Annotated in this window: 13 protein-coding genes; 8 read left to right on the top strand and 5 right to left on the bottom strand. The window is 73.7% G+C overall.

The annotated features are described in order from the left end of the window. Positions 1-93: 93 nt before the first annotated feature. Positions 94-1065: a tripartite tricarboxylate transporter substrate-binding protein gene (locus tag V4F39_RS15650; protein ID WP_332290601.1), complete on the bottom strand. Its 972-nt coding sequence runs from the start codon at positions 1063-1065 to the stop codon at positions 94-96. Between the two features lie 136 nt (positions 1066-1201). Between V4F39_RS15650 and V4F39_RS15655 the strand changes: the two genes are divergently transcribed. Then, positions 1202-2026 carry an alpha/beta fold hydrolase gene (locus V4F39_RS15655; protein WP_332290602.1) on the top strand — a complete coding sequence of 275 codons (825 nt, stop codon included), beginning with the start codon at positions 1202-1204 and terminating at the stop codon, positions 2024-2026. A gap of 18 nt (positions 2027-2044) precedes the next feature. Here the strand turns inward: V4F39_RS15655 and V4F39_RS15660 are convergent, their stop codons facing one another. The 3 genes from V4F39_RS15660 to V4F39_RS15670 all read right to left on the bottom strand — a co-directional run bounded on the left by V4F39_RS15660 (position 2045) and on the right by V4F39_RS15670 (position 6858). Further along, positions 2045-2740, bottom strand: a complete 696-nt coding sequence (locus V4F39_RS15660) for a response regulator transcription factor (protein WP_332290603.1) — start codon at positions 2738-2740, stop codon at positions 2045-2047. Positions 2741-2832: 92 nt separating this feature from the next. Beyond that, on the bottom strand, positions 2833-5655 hold the full coding sequence (locus tag V4F39_RS15665; RefSeq protein ID WP_332290604.1) for an ATP-binding protein: 2823 nt from the start codon (positions 5653-5655) through the stop codon (positions 2833-2835). A 102-nt stretch (positions 5656-5757) separates the two neighbouring features. After that, entirely contained in the window at positions 5758-6858 is a 1101-nt protein-coding gene (locus V4F39_RS15670; RefSeq protein ID WP_332290606.1) for a tripartite tricarboxylate transporter substrate-binding protein, read from the bottom strand. A gap of 231 nt (positions 6859-7089) precedes the next feature. Between V4F39_RS15670 and V4F39_RS15675 the strand changes: the two genes are divergently transcribed. From V4F39_RS15675 to V4F39_RS15685, 3 genes are read left to right on the top strand one after another with little or no spacing between them, the layout of a single operon-like run. Next, positions 7090-7989, top strand: coding sequence for a LysR family transcriptional regulator (locus V4F39_RS15675; protein ID WP_332290607.1), 900 nt, complete (start codon positions 7090-7092; stop codon positions 7987-7989). A gap of 49 nt (positions 7990-8038) precedes the next feature. After that, positions 8039-9043, top strand: coding sequence for a tripartite tricarboxylate transporter substrate-binding protein (locus V4F39_RS15680; RefSeq protein ID WP_332290608.1), 1005 nt, complete (start codon positions 8039-8041; stop codon positions 9041-9043). 56 nt (positions 9044-9099) lie between these two features. Next, positions 9100-9492, top strand: a complete 393-nt coding sequence (locus V4F39_RS15685) for a hypothetical protein (protein ID WP_332290609.1) — start codon at positions 9100-9102, stop codon at positions 9490-9492. A 22-nt stretch (positions 9493-9514) separates the two neighbouring features. On the opposite strand, the gene V4F39_RS15690 is transcribed toward V4F39_RS15685, so the two are convergent. Beyond that, positions 9515-10450, bottom strand: a complete 936-nt coding sequence (locus V4F39_RS15690; RefSeq protein WP_332290610.1) for a LysR family transcriptional regulator — start codon at positions 10448-10450, stop codon at positions 9515-9517. 101 nt (positions 10451-10551) lie between these two features. Here V4F39_RS15690 and V4F39_RS15695 point away from each other — a divergent pair, with 101 nt between their 5' ends. From V4F39_RS15695 to V4F39_RS15710, 4 genes are read left to right on the top strand one after another with little or no spacing between them, the layout of a single operon-like run. Beyond that, positions 10552-11817 carry a CaiB/BaiF CoA transferase family protein gene (locus tag V4F39_RS15695; RefSeq protein WP_332290612.1) on the top strand — a complete coding sequence of 422 codons (1266 nt, stop codon included), beginning with the start codon at positions 10552-10554 and terminating at the stop codon, positions 11815-11817. Between the two features lie 2 nt (positions 11818-11819). After that, positions 11820-13448, top strand: a complete 1629-nt coding sequence (locus V4F39_RS15700; protein ID WP_332290613.1) for an acyl-CoA carboxylase subunit beta — start codon at positions 11820-11822, stop codon at positions 13446-13448. Beyond that, complete coding sequence (locus V4F39_RS15705) at positions 13445-15418, top strand: acetyl/propionyl/methylcrotonyl-CoA carboxylase subunit alpha (protein ID WP_332290614.1); 1974 nt, start codon at positions 13445-13447, stop codon at positions 15416-15418. Before V4F39_RS15700 ends, V4F39_RS15705 begins: the two co-directional genes overlap by 4 nt. A 24-nt stretch (positions 15419-15442) precedes the next feature. Further along, positions 15443-16186 (top strand): enoyl-CoA hydratase/isomerase family protein, encoded by a 744-nt coding sequence (locus V4F39_RS15710; protein ID WP_332290615.1) that lies wholly within the window; start codon positions 15443-15445, stop codon positions 16184-16186. The last annotated feature ends 7 nt before the right edge of the window (positions 16187-16193 follow it).

The raw sequence follows: 16193 nt of genomic DNA on the forward strand, positions 1-16193 counted from the left end.
TGCGCAAGCTGCTGACCACGCTCAATGCCATGGTTCGCACCAACCAACCTTGGAACCACTCGCTTCACGGCGCTTGACTTCGAAGACGGTTACTCAGCGGGGCAGGGCCTGCACCCGGGCGCGGTAGCGCGCGGTCTCTTGCGCCAGCAGCGTCGCGGCCTCGTCGGTCGTCATCGGCTCGCCGGGCTGCGCGCCTTCGGCGAGCTTCTGCGCGCGGTAGGCCTCGTCGCGCAACGCGGTGGCGAGTGCCGCGCCGGCCTCGGCCAGCGCCGCCGGCCCCGCGGCGGCCGGCACGAACACGCCGACCCACAGCCGCTCGTCGAAGCCGGCCGCGCCGCTCGCTTCTTCCAGCGTGGGCAGCGCCGGCCAGCGTGCATCGCGTGCCGCGGCGGCCAGCGCATGCAGGCGCAGCCGGCCCTGCGCAACGAACTCGGCCACCCCGCGCTGCAGCGGCACGAACGCCAGGTCGACACGGCCGGCCGCAAGCTCGCGCAGCAGCGGCGCGACGCCGGTGTGCGGCACGTGGGTCAGCGGCACGCCGGTGCGCTCGGCCAGCGCCAGGCCGGCCAGGTGGGCGTGCGAGCCCACGCCATAGTTGCCGCAGACCAGCGGCCGGCCCCCGAGGCGTGCCGCCTCCAGCAGCGCCGCCAGCGGACGCCCGTCGTCGGACGGTGCGCCGACCAGGGCCACCGCCACCGTCGACGCCACACCCGCGAGCCGCAGCTGCTCCGGCTGGTAGCCCAGCGCCGGGTTGAGCAGCGGCGCGACGACGACCTCGCTCGGCGTGCCGACCAGCCAGCCGGCGCTGCGCCCGCCCAGCAGCCGCGCGACGCCGATGCCGCCGCTCGCCCCGGGCAGGTTCTCGACCCGGGGGGCGCGGCCGGTCTGCTGCTGCAGCGCGGCCGCGAGCTGCCGCGCGACCAGATCGACCGGTCCGCCGGCCGGGTAGGCGACGACGAGCGCCGGCGCCTCGTCGTCGGCCGCCTGTGCGGTGACGACGGCGGCCCACGCCAGCAACGCCGCGGCGGCGCGGCGCAGCGGGTGGGCGGTCCGGCGCGGGGGCATCCGTGCAGTGTGCCCCCGCGGGGCGCCGGCCGCACGCGGCCTCTCTCCTTTGGGCGGGTTGCGGGTCGTCCACCCGGGCCATGCCGCGGGCCGGCCGCCTGCCCACAGTGGCCTCACGGCACCAGGAGACGACGGCATGCGCATCGACGTGGGACGCGAGAACTCGACACTGATCGAGCTGCAGGTCGACGACTTCGGCCACGGGCCGCCGGTCGTGCTGCTGCACGGCTGGCCGCTGTCGGGCCGCGTCTGGGAGCCTCAGCTGCCGGCGCTGCTCGCGGCCGGACGGCGTGTGCTGGCGGTGGATCGCCGGGGCTTCGGCGGCTCGACGCGCTGCAGCCTCGGCTTCGACCTCGACACGTTGGCCGAAGACCTGGGGCAGGTGCTGGAGCGGCTGGCGCCGGCCGGCGCCGTCGTGGTCGCCCACGACCTCGGCGCCGCCGAACTGCTGCGCTACCTCGGCAGCTTCGGCGGCGAGCGGCTGCGTGCGGCGGTGCTCGTGGTACCGCCGCCGCCAACGCCCGAGACGCCGGCGCCTGCCCCGCCGCCCCCGGCGCCGCGCGCCGCGATGCTGCGGCACTGGATCGATGAAGCGCATGCGCCGCCGTCCCTGCCGCTCGCGCGCAGGCTGGACGCCGACGCCCGCCATGCCCTGTGGCTCGACGCGATCGCCAACGGCCCGCTCGCGCTGCACGCAAGCCGGGCCACGCTGGACGCCGCCGACCTGCGAGACGACCTGCCGCGCATCGACGTGCCCACGCTGGTGCTGCACGGCGAAGCCGACATGGGGCGTCCGCCGGCCGGCGCGGCCGCGCTCGCGGCGGCCCTCGCCGGTGCGCGGGTGGAGCGTCTGGCCGAGGCGCCGCGCGGGCTGCTGTGGACCCACGCCGACGAGGTCAACGCCGCGTTGCTGGCCTTTCTTGCCGCCGTTGCGCCGGCACCGCCGGCCGGCGGCCGGTGAGCCCCGCGCGGCCCGGGTTCACGCGGCCTGCAGGGCGAGGGCCGGCTGCTCCGGCGCGCCCCACGCCGCAGGGGCGTCGGAGGCCCCGTCGGCCGGCATGCCGACGAGGCCGCGGCGCGACGCGATGCTGGCGGCGTGCGTGCGGCTGGTCGCGTCGAGCTTGGCCATGATGGCCTTGACGTGCGCCTTCACGGTGCCGACCGCGATCGCCAGCTCCCGCGCGATCGCCTTGTTGCAGCGGCCGTGCACGATCAGCGCCAGCACCTCGGTTTCGCGGGCGGTCAGCGCCTCGTGCGCCAGGCTCTCGGCCATGCGCTGCGCCACCGTCATGCTGAGGTAGCGCCCGCCCCGCCCCAGCGCGTGCACCGCCGCGCCCAGTTCGTCGACGCCGCAGCCCAGCGGCAGGTAGCCGTGCACGCCGGCCTCCAGCGCACGGCGCACGTCGTGCTCCCGGTCCGAGGCGCCGACCACCAGCACCCGCGCGCCGGCCAGCGCCCGGGGCACCGCATGGCAGCGCAGGCCGGCGAGGTGGCGCAGGGCGCCCGGCAGGTCGGCCAGCAGCACCTGCACGGCGTCCGGCTCGCCGCCGCCCCCGCCCGCGAGGCGCACGTCCAGGTCGGCCTGCCCGGCGAGCACGGCCGAGAGGCCGAGCGCGAGCAGCGGATCGGCGTGGGCGATCCAGACGGTGAGGCGGTGGTCGGCGGCTGGGTTCATCGCAGGCTCCTCGGGTGTCTCGAAGGGCGGCAACCGCTGCCGCCATGAAGCCATGTTCGTCGCCGGACACGCCGGCGGCCAGTTAATCGTTGTCAATCGCTGCCGGCCCGCAGCCGTTCGCGCAGCGCCCGGGCGGCGGCGAGGTCGGCGCTGTCCTCGCCTGGCGCGAAGCGGTCGAGCACGCCGGCGAGCAGCGCCGCGGCACCGGCGGCGTCGCCCCGCCCGGCCTGCAGCCGCGCCAGGCTGGCGGCGCTGCGCAGCGCCCAGCCGAGGGCGCCCTGGCGCTCGGCCAGCGCCAGCGCGCGCGCCAGGTGTGCCTCGGCGCCCGCGGCGTTGCCGGCGTCGACGAGCTGCAGCGCGCGCACGCGCAGCAGCTCGGGCGCGCACCAGCTGCCGCCGTCGCCCAGCGCGCGCGCGAGCAAAGCCGGCTCGGCCAGGGCCGGGTCGACGGTGCACAGGGTCTCGCGCAGCAGGTTGCCGACGGCCGGGCCGTGCAGCGCCCCGGCCGCCGCCATCGAGCCCGGCGTGCCGGCCCCGCCGGGCGGCGCCAGCAGCAGCCGGTAGCCCCTTGCGAACGCCTGCCAGAGCGGCAGCGAGTGCTCGGCCGCGCGGCGCTCCAGCAGCGCCGTCCAGCGCTCGGCGGCGTCGCGCGCGCCGCACCAGAACGCGACCGGCGCGGCCCCGTTGGCGATGGCGTAGCACAAGGACAGCGCATGGTCGATGCGCAGCGCCTCGTCGACCGCCTGCGCCGCCTGCGCGAGCGCTTCGCGGGGGCGGCCCGTGACCCAGAGGATGCGCGCCAGCACCGTCAGCGCGCTGACACGCTGGTCGAACTGGAAGCCGCTGTGGCGCGCGGTGTGGTTGAAGGTGCTCGGGTGGTCGAGCACGCGCTGCGCGTGCACCAGCGCAGCCGCCTGCTCGCCGTGGAAGTGCAGGCCCAGCGCCATCATCCGGTCGTGCGTGACGGCCAGCTCGGCCGGCGCGCCGGGGCCCACGATCTCGCCGAAGCGCCGCGCGAGGCGCGCCGAGCCGGCGTAGTCGCCGCTGGTGTTGCAGATCAGCCAGAGGCCCCAGATGGCACGCAGCTGGAAGCCGGCGGCCTGCTGCGACTCGGCCAGCGCGAGCGCGCGGTGGAACGCATGGGCCATCGCCGGGCCGCTGCCGCGGGTGTGCCACAACGCATGGCCGTGCGCTTCGTGCAGCTGCATCGCGAGTGCCGGATCGGCCGCCGCGCCGGGCAGGGCGGCCAGCGCCTGCTCGACGACCTCGCGGTACTCGGCCATCAGCGAGAGCGAGAACCACAGCGGCGCGGTGTGCGCGGCCAGCGCCACGCCCAGCGCCGGCGTGCCGGCGGGGCCGAAGGCCCAGGCGATGGCCGCGCGCAGGTCGTCGATGCGGCGGGCGTGCCGTGCGAGCCACTGCGCCGGCGGCAGGGCCTGCGCCGATTCGGCGGCGAACAGCGTGTGCAGGTGGCGGGCATGGCGGGCCTCGGCCTGCGGCAGCTCGCCGGACCGCGCGAGCGCCTCCAGCGCATAGGCCCGTGCCGATTCGAGCAGGCGCAGTTCCACGCCGTCACGCTGCGTGTCGGCCGCGAGCATGGATTTGTCGACCAGTTGGAAGACGGTGTCGGCGAGGGCGGCGTCGGGCGCGCCGGTGCCGTCGCCGTCGCCCGCCAGTGCGAGCGCCGCAGCCAGCGTGAAGGGCCCGCGGAAGACGGCGAGCCGCCGCCAGACGCGGCGCTCGCCGTCGGTCAGCAGGGCATGGCTCCAGTCCAGCGTCGCACGCAGCGTCTGCTGCCGCGGCAGGGCGTTGCGCCGGCCGTGCGTCAGCATCGCGAGGCGTTCGCCGAGGTGTGCCGCGACGGCCGCGATGCCGAGCGTGCCGACGCTGGCCGCCGCCAGCTCGATCGCCAGCGGGATCCCGTCGAGCCGGCGGCAGATCTCGCAGGCCGGCGGGACCATCGTGTCGTCGAGCCGGAAGTCGTCCTGGCCCGCCGCGACCCGCTCCACGAGCAACTGCACCGCGGGATAGCGCTGCGCCTGGGCGGCATCGGGCCGGTCGCCGGGCGCCGGCGCGCGCAGCGGCTCGAGCCGGTGCAGCCATTCGCCTTCGATGCGCAGCGCCTCGCGCGAGGTCGCGAGCAGGCGCAGCGCCGGCGCGCGCCGCAGCAGGGCCTCGGCGAGTTCGGCGATGCGGTCGATCACGTGCTCGCAGTTGTCGAGCACCAGCAGCAGCTCGCGCTCGCGCAGGAATGCGCCGAGCGCGTCCAGCGGCGCGGCCGGGTCGGCGGCGACACCGAGCGCCGATGCGAGCGCCACCGGCACCTGGCGGCCCTCGGCCAGCGGCGCCAGGTCCAGCCACACCGCACCGTCGCGGAAGCCCGCGTGCACGCGGTCGGCCAGCGCGGCGGCGACGGCCGTCTTGCCCATGCCGCCCGGACCGACGAGGGTCAGGCAGCGCAGCCGCCCGAGGCGGGCCTGCAGTTCATCGAGCAGCGCGTCGCGGCCGAACAGCGGCGGGGGCGCCGGCAACGAGGCGGGGCGCGGTGTCGGCGCGCCGGCGTCGGCCGCGGCGGCGCGCTCCACCTGCGCCGCGAGCGCGTAGCCGCGCGAGGGTTCGTTGCGGATGAACCGGTGCCCGTCGCGTCCGTCGCCCAGCGCCTTGCGCAGCGCCGCCATGTGCACGCGCAGGCTGCCGGCGTCGACGACCGTGTGCTGCCAGACCCGCGCGATGAGCAGGGTCGACGGCACCGTTTCGCCGGGGCGCTCGGCCAGTGCCACCAGCAGGTCGAAGGCGCGGCTGCCCAGGGGCACCGGCCGCCCGCCGTCGAGCAGCAGCCGGCGCGAGGGCTGCAGCCGGAAGGGGCCGAAGCGGTATTCGGTGTCCGCCTTCGCGGAAGACGACTCGTACGGCATGCCGGCGACCCTCCTGCCGGCCGCGTCGGGGCGCCGGCGCGCAGCAGTGTAGGGGCGGCGCCGCCTCACGGCCGCATGCGCGGCAGGCGCGGCCCCGGTCCGTCAGGCGTGCATCGGCACCTTGTGGCGAGGCCGTGCCGGCAGGTGCCGCCGGGCCGCCAGGCCGGCCAGCCCCGCGGCGAACAGCCAGAGCCCGCCCGGCTCGGGCACCGCCAGCGTGATCGTGTCGGTGCCGACGGCGATCGCATCGAGGTTCGAGTCCAGCACCAGCACGTCGGCCAGGCTCAGCACCGCGGTGCCGTTGCCGATGGCGTTGAACAGCACCGTGGCCAGCGGACCGGTGCCCGAAGCCCCGGGCTGCGGCCCCAGCAGCGACGCCAGCACGAAGCTCACCGTTCCCGCGGTGTTGTCGATCACACCGGCGTCGAAGAACGTGTGGCCTGCGGCGGCCAGGAAGGTCCCCTCGCTCACCGATGCGGCGGACAGCAGCGCCGGGTCGAAGCGCAGCGAGAACTGCCAGGCAAAGAGATCGGCGACATCGTCGGCGCCGACATGGATGCCGACGACGCCGGCGCCGGCATCGAAGGCCGACAGCTGCAGCGATGCCGCCTCGGCGGCGGCCCAGGGGGCCGAGAGCATCGCCGCGCAGGCCGGGGCGGTGCCCTTGTAGGGCACGGTGGTGGCCGGCACCTTCATCGCGCTGGTCAGCAGCAGCCCGCACAGGTGCGAGGCCGAGCCCATCCCCGCATGGGCCATGTTGACCTTCTCGCGCTGCGCGTTCATCCAGGCGGCCAGCTCGGCGAAGTCGCGGGCCGGCAGCGCGGCGCGGCCGACGAGCGTCATCGGCACCTCGTTGATCAGCCCGAGGAACTCGAAGTCGGCGATCGTCTGGTACGGCAGCCTGCGGTAGAGCGCGGGCGAGGTGCCCATGCTGATGTTGTGCAGCAGCAGCGTGTAGCCGTCTGGCGGCGCCTTGGCGACACGCGCCGCGCCCAGCGTGCCGCTGGCGCCGCCGACGTTCTCGACGACCACCGTCTGGTTGTCGGGTTGCCGGCGCAAGGCTTCGGCGAAATCGCGCGCCACCTTGTCGCTGGGCCCTCCTGCAGCAAAGGGCACGACGAGGGTGATGGGACGGCCGGGGTAGGCGGCCAGTGCGGGCACCAGCGCCGCGCCGAGGGCCAGGCCCGCGATCCTGGCATTCATCGGTGGCGTCTCCTCGTATGGGTCTTGAGGGGTGGGGCCGGTTGGGCTGGCAGCGTAGCGAGGCACGCCGCCGCCGCAATGCATACCGACGGTTAACGTGTTCACCCGTGGGTGCCACCCTGCGCCGGGAGCGCCTGCGGCGGCGCGCGGGCCCGGGGGAAAACCATTGGCGAACGGGTCGGGGGGGCCCCGTGATACTGCGGGCCTTCCAAGACACCCCGCCGTCCGGCCATGCGCGAAGCCCACCTGCGCGACTTCATCGCGGTGATCGAATCCGGCAGCGTGCGCGCCGCCGCGCGCAAGCTGGGGCTGACACAGGCCGCCGTCAGCAAGAACGTCAGCGCGCTCGAACGCCAGCTCGGGGTGCCGCTGCTGTCGCGCAGTGCGCATGGGGTGGAGATCACCGCCCACGGCCGCGTGGTGCTGCGCCGCGCCCGTGCGATCGACGCCGAGCTGCGCCACCTGCAGGACGAGCTCGGCGCCATGGCCGACCGGCAGCCGCACTACGTCAGCGTCGGGCTGTCGTCCACGGCCGAATCGCTGCTGTTGCCGACGGCCCTGCTGCGCTTCCAGGCCTGCGAGCCCGAGGTGGTCGTCAGCATCACCGGCGGCCGTTCGGCCAACAACATCGCCGCGCTGCGGGAGGGCCGGATCGATTTCGCCGTCGGCCCCGCCACGCAGGAGCCGACGCCGACCGACCTGCATGTCGAGCGGCTGCTGAGCACCGACCTGGCCGTCGTCGCGCGCGAAGGCCATCCGCTGGCGGGCGCCGCCTCCATCGCCGAGCTGGGCGGCTGCAGCTGGGCGTTCGCGGTGCGCGCCCCGGACGGCTTGCCGCCGATCACGGGCATCTTCGAGCGGCTGGGCATGGTGGCGCCGAAGCTGAGCGCGCATTGCGACTCGTTCAGCGCCCTGGTCGCGTTGCTGATGCAGTCGGACGTCGTCACGCTGACCACCCTGGGCTCGGTGCAGCCGTACCTGCGCCCGGGCGTGTTGTGCCGGGTGCCGGTCGCCGAGCGCTTCCCGCCCGTCGTCCAGCAGTTGATCACCCTCTGCGCGCGGCCCATGACGCCGTGGGCCCAGGCGCTGGCGGCGGAGTTCCGGCGTGCGTCGAGGCGCCATCGCCGCTGAGGCGGCAGAATCGCCCGGCACCGCGCCCCTGCGTGTTGAGAACCCGCCGATGTCCGGTCGCCCCCCGTTCGCTCGATCGCCCGCCCGCCCCGTCACGCGGCGGCAGATGCTGCTGGCATCGGGCCAGCTGCTGGCCGCGGCGCCGCTGCGGGCCGCCCACTTGTCCGACTACCCTTCGCATCCGATCCGCCTCATCGTGCCGATGGCGCCCGGCGGGGCGGCCGACGGCGTGCTGCGTCCGCTGGCGGCCACGCTGAGCCGGTCGCTCGGCCAGACGGTGTTCACCGAGTACTGGCCGGGCGCCGGCACCCTCATCGGCACGCAGCAGGTTGCGCGTGCGCGGGCGGACGGCTACACCGTCGGCTTCGTCACCTCGGCCCATGCGATCCACGCGGCGATGCGCCGCTCGCAGGGGGTGGATCTGCACGCCGAGGTGGCCCCCGTCTCGCTGGCCGGCTACTACGCGATGGGCCTCGTGGCGCACCCCGACCTGGCGGCCGATTCCATCGACGAGCTCATCGCCCTGGCCCTGCGCGAGCCGGGCGCGCTCGAGTACGGCTCGCTCGGCATGGGCACGGCGATGCACCTGGCCGGCGAACTGCTCGCCACGAGTGCCGGCATGAACTGGGTGCACGTGCCCTACGGCGCCAGCAGCGGGCTCTACCGCGATCTGCTGGGCGGCCGGGTCCGCCTGGCGTTCGCGACGCTGGCCTCCGCATTGCCCTACCTGCGGGCCGGCAGGCTGAAGATGCTGGGCCTGACCAATGCGAGGCGGATCGAGGACTTCCCCGAGCTGCCGACCATCGCGGAGACCGTTGCGGACTTCGAGGTGCTCGGCTTCTTCGGCTTCGTCGCGCCGCCGCGCACGCCGGGCGCCATCGTCGACCGGCTCGCCGCCGAGTTGTCCGCCGCCCTGCGGGCGCCCGCCGTGAAGCACCAGCTCGCCGCCCAGGGCGCCGTGGCCTGGGGGTCGACGGCCGGGGAGTTCGAGGCCTACATGCGTGCCGCCACCCTGCGGTACGGGGCCCTGGCGAAGGCGGCGGGGCTGACATGAGGCGGGCCGATGCGGCCCCCGCTGGCCCGCGCCGCGCACGCCGGCGTTCCCTGAACATGGTTCAGCACCTCTTCGCCGTGCTCGTGCTCGCCTTGTCCGGCCCCGCTGCCGCCGAACCCGACGTCGGCGGCACGTGGCGTGCCACCTTCGTCTCGGAGGGTGGCGACGCGCGCGAGGCGCGGGTCGTCATCGACGCACGTCGTGGCACCTGGAAGGAGCGCGCGCCCGGCGGCTCGGCAGCGCACGACCCTTGCGTAGGCCGCGTGCTGCCGCTGCTGCTGATCGACAGCGGCGCCTCCACCGTCACGGTGGAAGTGGCGGCGCCTGGCCGGGCCGCCGGCTGCCGCGCGCGGCGGGCGCGGCTGACCATCGTCGACGAGGCGGTGCTCGAGGGCGAGTTCGAGGACGGGCGCGTGTTGCGGCTGGAGCGCGAGGCCGTCGCGAAGTGACGGGCCGGGCCCGCGTCCCGCCTCAGGTGTTCGGCGTTTCGTCCGCCGGCCCCTCTGTGCCGGGCGGCGCGGCGATGGCCTCGCACAGCCGCTGCGCCGCCGGGGAGGTGCTGCCTTCGAGCGTCGCCAGCGCCAGCGTCAGGCACCGGTGCGTCTCGGGGTTCGAGAGCGGGATGAACCGCACCTGCTCGGACCGGAAGTGCCGGATCACGCCCGGCATCAGGGCGACGCCGACCCCGCTGCCGACCAGCCCGACCATCGTGAAGGCCTGGGTCGCTTCCTGCACGATCCGGGGCGCGAAGCCCGCCGCCCGGCAGGCGTCGAAGATCGTGCCGCGCAGGCGTGGCACCTGGGTGCGCGAGAACATCACGAACGATTCGTCGGCCAGTTCCGCCAGCTCGATGCGCGCCCGGTCGGCCAGGCGGTGGCTACTGGGCAGCACGGCGACGATGTCGTCCGTCTCGACCTCGGTGATGCTGAACCCGTCGACGTCGTCGGCCGGCAGGCGGATCACGCCGGCGTCCATGCGCCCTTCGCGCATCGCCTGCAGCAGCGTGATGCTCACGCCTTCCGAGAACTCGATGCGCACGCCCGGGTAGCGGCGCATGAACGCCGGCAGCCGCTGCGGCAGCAGCTGGTAGATCGCGGAGCCGACGAACCCCAGCCGCACCACGCCCAGTTCGCCCAGCGCCGCCAGGCGCGCGTTCTGGCGGCCCCGTTCCGCATGCAGCAGGCTGCGCCGGGCTTCGCTCAGCAGCTCGGCGCCCGCCGCCGTCAGCTTGACGCCGCGGGCGCCGCGGGCCAGCAGCGGCACGCCGACCGACTCCTCGAGCTTGCGGATGGAGATCGACAGCGCCGGCTGCGCGATGAAGGAGCGTGCCGCGGCTTCCGAAAAGCTGCCGGCTTCGGCCACCGCGATGAAGTGCTCCAACTGTTTGAGTCCGAAGTGCAGTGGCATTAGCACACCTTCAATCAGGTGGATGACATATTAAAAGATTATAGACATCCATCAAATGCATATATTTGATTGATGGTGGGCCGGTTCGTAATCTTCCGGACATGGACAGCAACCTACCTCGAGACGCAGCCCTGGCCGGGGTGCGCGTGATCGACCTGACGACGGTGGTCTTTGGTCCGTATGCCGTGCAGACGCTGGGCGACTACGGCGCGGACGTGATCAAGATCGAATCGCCCACGGGCGACGGAACGCGGTTCAACGGGCCGGCGCACGAGCCCGGCATGTCGTCGATGTTCCTCGGCTCCAACCGCAACAAGCGCAGTGTGGTGCTCGACCTGAAGCAATCGGCCGGATGCAAGGCACTGCTGGCGCTGTGCGACACGGCCGACGTGTTCATCCACAACATCCGGCCCCACAAGCTCGCCGCGCTCGGCCTGTCGCCGCAGGTGCTGCGCGCACGCAATCCCCGGCTCATCTTCGTCGGGCTGCACGGGTTCGGCGAGGAGGGCCCCTACGCCGGCGCGCCCGCCTACGACGACACCATCCAGGCCTTGAGCGGCGCGGCCGACCTGGTGCGGCGGCAGTCGGGCACGCCCGGCTACCTGCCGACCGTGATGGCCGACAAGATCGCGGCGCAGATGGCGGTGCATGCGGTGCTGGCCGCGCTCTTCCAGCGCGAGCGCACCGGCCGCGGCCAGACGATCGAAGTGCCGATGTTCGAGGCGGTGACCTCGTTCCTGCTGGTGGAGCATTTCTTCGCCCGCCAGCTGCAGGACGGCAGCACGCCCACGCAGCCGGCCGAGGAGGACCTGGGCTACCCGCGCTCGCTGGCGCCTTGGCGGCGGCCCTACCTCGCCGCCGACGGGTACGTCTGCATCATGCCGTACACGGACGAGAACTGGCGCCGCTTCTTCGTGGCCGCGGAGCGCTCCGACCTGCTGGCCGACGAGCGGTTCCAGAGCATCGCGGGCCGCTCTCGGCATGTGTCCGAGCTGCTCGGCTGCATGGGCGAGATCGTGGCGCGCAAGTCGATCGCGGAATGGATGTCGCTGTGCAGCGAACTGGACATTCCCTGCGCCAAGCTCAATCGCCTGGAAGACCTCGAGAACGACCCGCACCTGCGCGCGGTGGGCTTCTTCCAGTCGCTGCAGCTGGATGCCTCGACCCACCTGCGCTTTCCGCGCTTCCCGCTGCGCCTGAGCGACAGCCGGGTGGCGCCGAAGCCGCCTCCGCGCCTGGGCGAGCACACGGCCGAAGTACTGGGGGCGCTGGGCCTGCCGGAGGCCGTGCTGTGCCAGGTGCTGCCCGCGCCGATGCCCGAACCGGCACCGCGCGCCACGGCCGACGACCTTGCCGGAAGGAGCTGACCATGGCCTTGATCGAATCCACGCTCGCCACGAACGGCGACGCCTTCTTGCGCAGCCGCCAGGCCATGCTGGACAACCTGGCGCGGCTGCAGGCCATCGAGCGCTCGACGCGCGAGGCCTCCGATGCCGCGGGCCCGCGCTTTCGCAAGCGGGGCCAGCTGCTGCCCTCCGAGCGCCTGGCGCTGCTGCTGGACCGCGGGGCGCCGTTCCTCGAGCTGTGCACGCTGGCGGGCTACGGGCTCGGTGCGCCGCGCGCCGACGGCCGCACGGTCGCCGGCGGCGGGCTGATCGCGGGCATCGGCATGGTGGCGGGGGCGCGCTGCATGGTGGTGGTGTCCGACTCGGGGATCGACGCCGGCGCCTTCCAGCCCAAGGGGCTTGAGAAGCTGCTGCGCGTGCAGGAGATGGCGCTGGAGAACAAGCTGCCCTTCGTGCAGCTGGTGGAGAGCGCCGGCGCGAACCTGATGAACTACCGCGTCGAGAACTTCGTCCACGGCGGCCAGAAGTTTCGCAACCTCGCCCGGCTGTCGGCGGCCGGCCTGCCGGTGGTCACCGTGACGCACGGGCCGTCGACGGCGGGCGGCGCCTACCAGACCGGCCTGTCCGACTACATCGTGATGGTGCGCGGGCGCTCCCGTGCGTTCCTGGCCGGCCCGTCGCTGTTGAAAGCGGCCACCGGCGAGGTGGCGACCGAGGAGGAACTGGGCGGCGCCGAGATGCACGCCAGCATCTCCGGCCTGGCCGACTACCTGGCCGAGGACGACCGCGATGCCCTGCGCATCGCCCGCGAGATCGTCGGCTCGCTCGACTGGAACCGCGGCCTGGCCGTGCCGCCGCGTCCGCAGGCCTTCGCCGCGCCCCGTTATGCGGCGGAGGAACTGCTGGGCGTGATGCCCGACGACCATCGCCGGCCGGTGGACATGCGCGAAGTCATCGCCCGGATCGTCGACGGCTCGGACTTCCGCGAATTCGGCGCGCTCTACGGCGCGGCCACGGTCTGCGGCCACGCGAGCATCGAAGGCATGGCGGTCGGGATCATCACCAACAACGGCCCGATCGAGCCTGCCGGCGCCGCGAAGGCCACGCACTTCATCCAGGCCTGCTGCCAATCGGGCACGCCGCTGCTCTACCTCAACAACATCACCGGCTTCATGGTGGGCCGGGCATTCGAGGAGGCGGGCAGCATCAAGCACGGCTCCAAGATGATCCAGGCCATCACCAACGCGTCGGTCCCGCAGATCACCCTGTTCTGCGGCGCCTCCTTCGGCGCCGGCAACTATGCGATGTGCGGCCGCGGGTTCCTGCCCCGCTTCTGCTTCTCCTGGCCCAACGCGAAGACGGCGGTGATGGGGGCGGACCAGGCGGCGCAGACCATGGTCAACGTGCAGCGCATGACGATGCTGCGCAAGTCCGGCGAGGCCGACGAGGCACGGCTCGAGGCGGTCGGCGCGCAGGTGCGGGCCAACTTCGAGCGGCAGATGGACGTGTTCGCGACCAGTGCGCTGCTGCTCGACGACGGCGTCATCGATCCACGCGATACGCGCGCTGTCCTGGCCCTGGCGCTGCAGGTCTGCCACGAGGCGGAACTGCGCCCGACGCGGCCGATGCAATTCGGAGTGGCAAGACCGTGAACACCTCTTCAGCTTCCAACACGCAGGCGCCCGCCGTGCGGCCCATCCGCACGCTGCTGGTCGCCAATCGCGGCGAGATCGCGATGCGCATCATGCGCACGGCACGGGCCATGGGCATCGACACCGTGGCCGTCTATTCCACGGCCGACCGCCTGTCGCCGCACGTGCGCTTCGCCGACCAGGCGGTGTGCATCGGCGAGGCCGCGCCGTCGTCCTCGTACCTGAACATCGATGCGCTGCTGCGCGCCGCCGAGAGCACCGGCGCCGATGCGGTGCACCCGGGCTACGGCTTCCTGTCGGAGAACGCCGCGTTCGCGCAGGCCTGCGGCCGCGCCGGGCTGGTCTTCGTCGGGCCTTCCGCCCATGCGATCGATGCGATGGGCGACAAGGCCAAGGCCAAGCGCTTCATGCGCGAGGCAGGGCTGCCCTGCATCCCCGGCTACGACGGCGATGCCCAGGACAACATCACGCTGGCGGCCGAGGCCGAGCGCATCGGCTTCCCGGTGCTCGTGAAGGCGACGGCCGGCGGCGGCGGCCGCGGCATGCGCGTGGTCGAGTCCGCGAAGGACTTCATGCATGCGCTGGCCTCGGCCCGGTCCGAGGCGCGCAACGCGTTCGGCGACGAACGCATGCTGATCGAGCGGGTGGTGCGCAACCCGCGGCACATCGAGATCCAGGTGCTGGTCGACCGGTACGGCCACGGCGTGCACTTCGGCGAGCGCGACTGCTCGGTGCAGCGCCGCCACCAGAAGGTGATCGAGGAAGCGCCGGCGCCCGGCCTGCCCGAGGCGCTGCGCGACGCGCTGGGCCGCGCCGCGGTGTCGGCGGCGGTGAAGCTGGGCTACGAGGGCGTGGGCACCTTCGAGTTCCTGGTCGAAGGCAACGACACCTTCTATTTCATGGAGATGAACACCCGGCTGCAGGTCGAGCATCCGGTGACCGAAGCCATCGCCGGGGTCGACCTGGTCGAGTGGCAGCTGCGTGTGGCGGCGGGCGAGGCGCTGGGCTTGTCGCAGGCGGACATCCGCTTCGGCGGGCATGCGATCGAGGTGCGCCTGTGCGCGGAGGACGAAACCCGCGGCTTCCTGCCGCAGAGCGGATGGATCGACCGCTGGCAGCCGCCGGCGGGCATCCGTGTCGAGCACGCGGTGTCGTCGGGCATGGAGATCTCGCCGTACTACGACTCGATGTTCGCCAAGCTGATCGCGCACGGGCCCGACCGGGAGTCGGCCCGCCGCAAGCTGGTGAAGGCGCTGCGCGAGACGGTGGTGTTCGGCGTCAAGACCAACCGGCAGTCGCTGATCCGCTTCCTGGAGCATCCGGTGTTCGTCGCGGGCGGCGTCGATACCGGCTTCCTGCAGGCGCACGCCTCGGCGTTGGCCGTGCCGCCCGCCGGTGCCGACCCGCTGTCGCTCGCGCTGGCCGGGCTGGTGCTTTGCAACGGCACGGCGGGGGGCACGGGTGCGGCGTCGACGGTGCTGCTGCGCGACGACGCCGACGCGATCCACGAGGTCCGCGTCGGACCCGGCGAGGGCGAGCGGGAGGTCGAGGCCGGTGGCGCCGTGCTGCGCCTGGCGTTGCGGGCCGGGGAGGGGCGGGGCGACCTGTTCACCCACGAAGGCGTGGACCGCCCGCTGCAATGGCAGGTCGCGGGCGGGCGGGTGCACGTGCAGTGGGCGGGGCGGGCGGCTTCGTTCACCGATGCGACCTACGCCCCCGCGGCGCCGGCGGGTGGCGCGGGGGCCGACGGCCGCATCCGCGCCCTGTCCAACGGCCGGGTCGCATCGCTGCTGGTGGCACCCGGCGCCGCCGTGGAAGCGGGTGCGCCGCTGGTCACGATCGAGGCCATGAAGATGGAGCACATGCATGTGGCGTCCGTCGGCGGCGTGGTGAAGGCGGTCCTGGTGGCCGCGGGGGACTCGGTGGCGACCGGCCGCGTGCTGGTGGAGATCGAGCCGGCGTCGTTCTAACGCTCTCACTTTCCGAGCATCAACATGACTGAACTTCTGATCGAGAACCGCGCCGACGGCGTGAGCGTCTTCACGCTGAACCGGCCCGCCAAGCACAACGCCCTGAACACCGCGCTGACCCAGGCGCTGCTCGATGCGCTGTACGCGGCGAACTGGAACAGCAACTGCCGCGCGATCGTGCTGGCGGGCGCCGGCAAGAGCTTCTGCGCAGGGGCGGACACCAGCGAGTTCGCGACGCTGGCCGGTGACGATCCGCGCGTGGCGCTGGAGCGCGCCGACCTGACGACCCGCCTGCATGCCGCGTTCACCGAGATCTCCAAGCCGGTCGTCGCCGCGGTGCAGGGCAATGCACTCGGCGGCGGGGCCGGGCTCGCGCTCGCCTGCGACCTGATGGTGGTCGCCGACGACATGCGCCTGGGCTATCCGGAGATCAAGCACGGCATCGTGGCCGCGGTCGTGATGGCCAACCTCGTGCGGCAGCTCGGGCGCAAGGCCGCGTTCGCGATGCTGGCCACCGAGCGGATCATCTCCGGGGAGGAAGCGGTGCACCTCGGGCTGGCGCTGCAGGCGCGCCCGTCCGCCGACGTGCTGCCGGCCGCGATCGAGGTGGCTGCGTCGATGGCCTCGCGCTCGGCCCTGGCCATGGCGGCCACCAAGCGGCTCTTCTACCGCGTCTGCGACCTGCCGCTGGCCGAGGCGCTGCAGGCCGGCCGGGATACCAACATGCTGATGCGCGGCTTCCGCAAGGCTCAGCTCGACAACGTCTGAATCCGCA

Source organism: Aquincola agrisoli (assembly GCF_036621135.1).
GTDB lineage: Bacteria > Pseudomonadota > Gammaproteobacteria > Burkholderiales > Burkholderiaceae_C > Aquincola > Aquincola agrisoli.

Excerpts from the sequence above, each read along its gene's own strand:
- V4F39_RS15660 (WP_332290603.1), bottom strand. The coding sequence starts at position 2,740 with ATGAACCCAGCCGCCGACCACCGCCTCACCGTCTGGATCGCCCACGCC.
- V4F39_RS15700 (WP_332290613.1), top strand. The coding sequence starts at position 11,820 with ATGGCCTTGATCGAATCCACGCTCGCCACGAACGGCGACGCCTTCTTG.
- V4F39_RS15710 (WP_332290615.1), top strand. The coding sequence starts at position 15,443 with ATGACTGAACTTCTGATCGAGAACCGCGCCGACGGCGTGAGCGTCTTC.
- V4F39_RS15665 (WP_332290604.1), bottom strand. The coding sequence starts at position 5,655 with ATGCCGTACGAGTCGTCTTCCGCGAAGGCGGACACCGAATACCGCTTC.
- V4F39_RS15655 (WP_332290602.1), top strand. The coding sequence starts at position 1,202 with ATGCGCATCGACGTGGGACGCGAGAACTCGACACTGATCGAGCTGCAG.
- V4F39_RS15670 (WP_332290606.1), bottom strand. The coding sequence starts at position 6,858 with ATGAATGCCAGGATCGCGGGCCTGGCCCTCGGCGCGGCGCTGGTGCCC.
- V4F39_RS15685 (WP_332290609.1), top strand. The coding sequence starts at position 9,100 with ATGGTTCAGCACCTCTTCGCCGTGCTCGTGCTCGCCTTGTCCGGCCCC.
- V4F39_RS15675 (WP_332290607.1), top strand. The coding sequence starts at position 7,090 with ATGCGCGAAGCCCACCTGCGCGACTTCATCGCGGTGATCGAATCCGGC.
- V4F39_RS15695 (WP_332290612.1), top strand. The coding sequence starts at position 10,552 with ATGGACAGCAACCTACCTCGAGACGCAGCCCTGGCCGGGGTGCGCGTG.
- V4F39_RS15650 (WP_332290601.1), bottom strand. The coding sequence starts at position 1,065 with ATGCCCCCGCGCCGGACCGCCCACCCGCTGCGCCGCGCCGCCGCGGCG.
- V4F39_RS15680 (WP_332290608.1), top strand. The coding sequence starts at position 8,039 with ATGTCCGGTCGCCCCCCGTTCGCTCGATCGCCCGCCCGCCCCGTCACG.
- V4F39_RS15690 (WP_332290610.1), bottom strand. The coding sequence starts at position 10,450 with ATGCCACTGCACTTCGGACTCAAACAGTTGGAGCACTTCATCGCGGTG.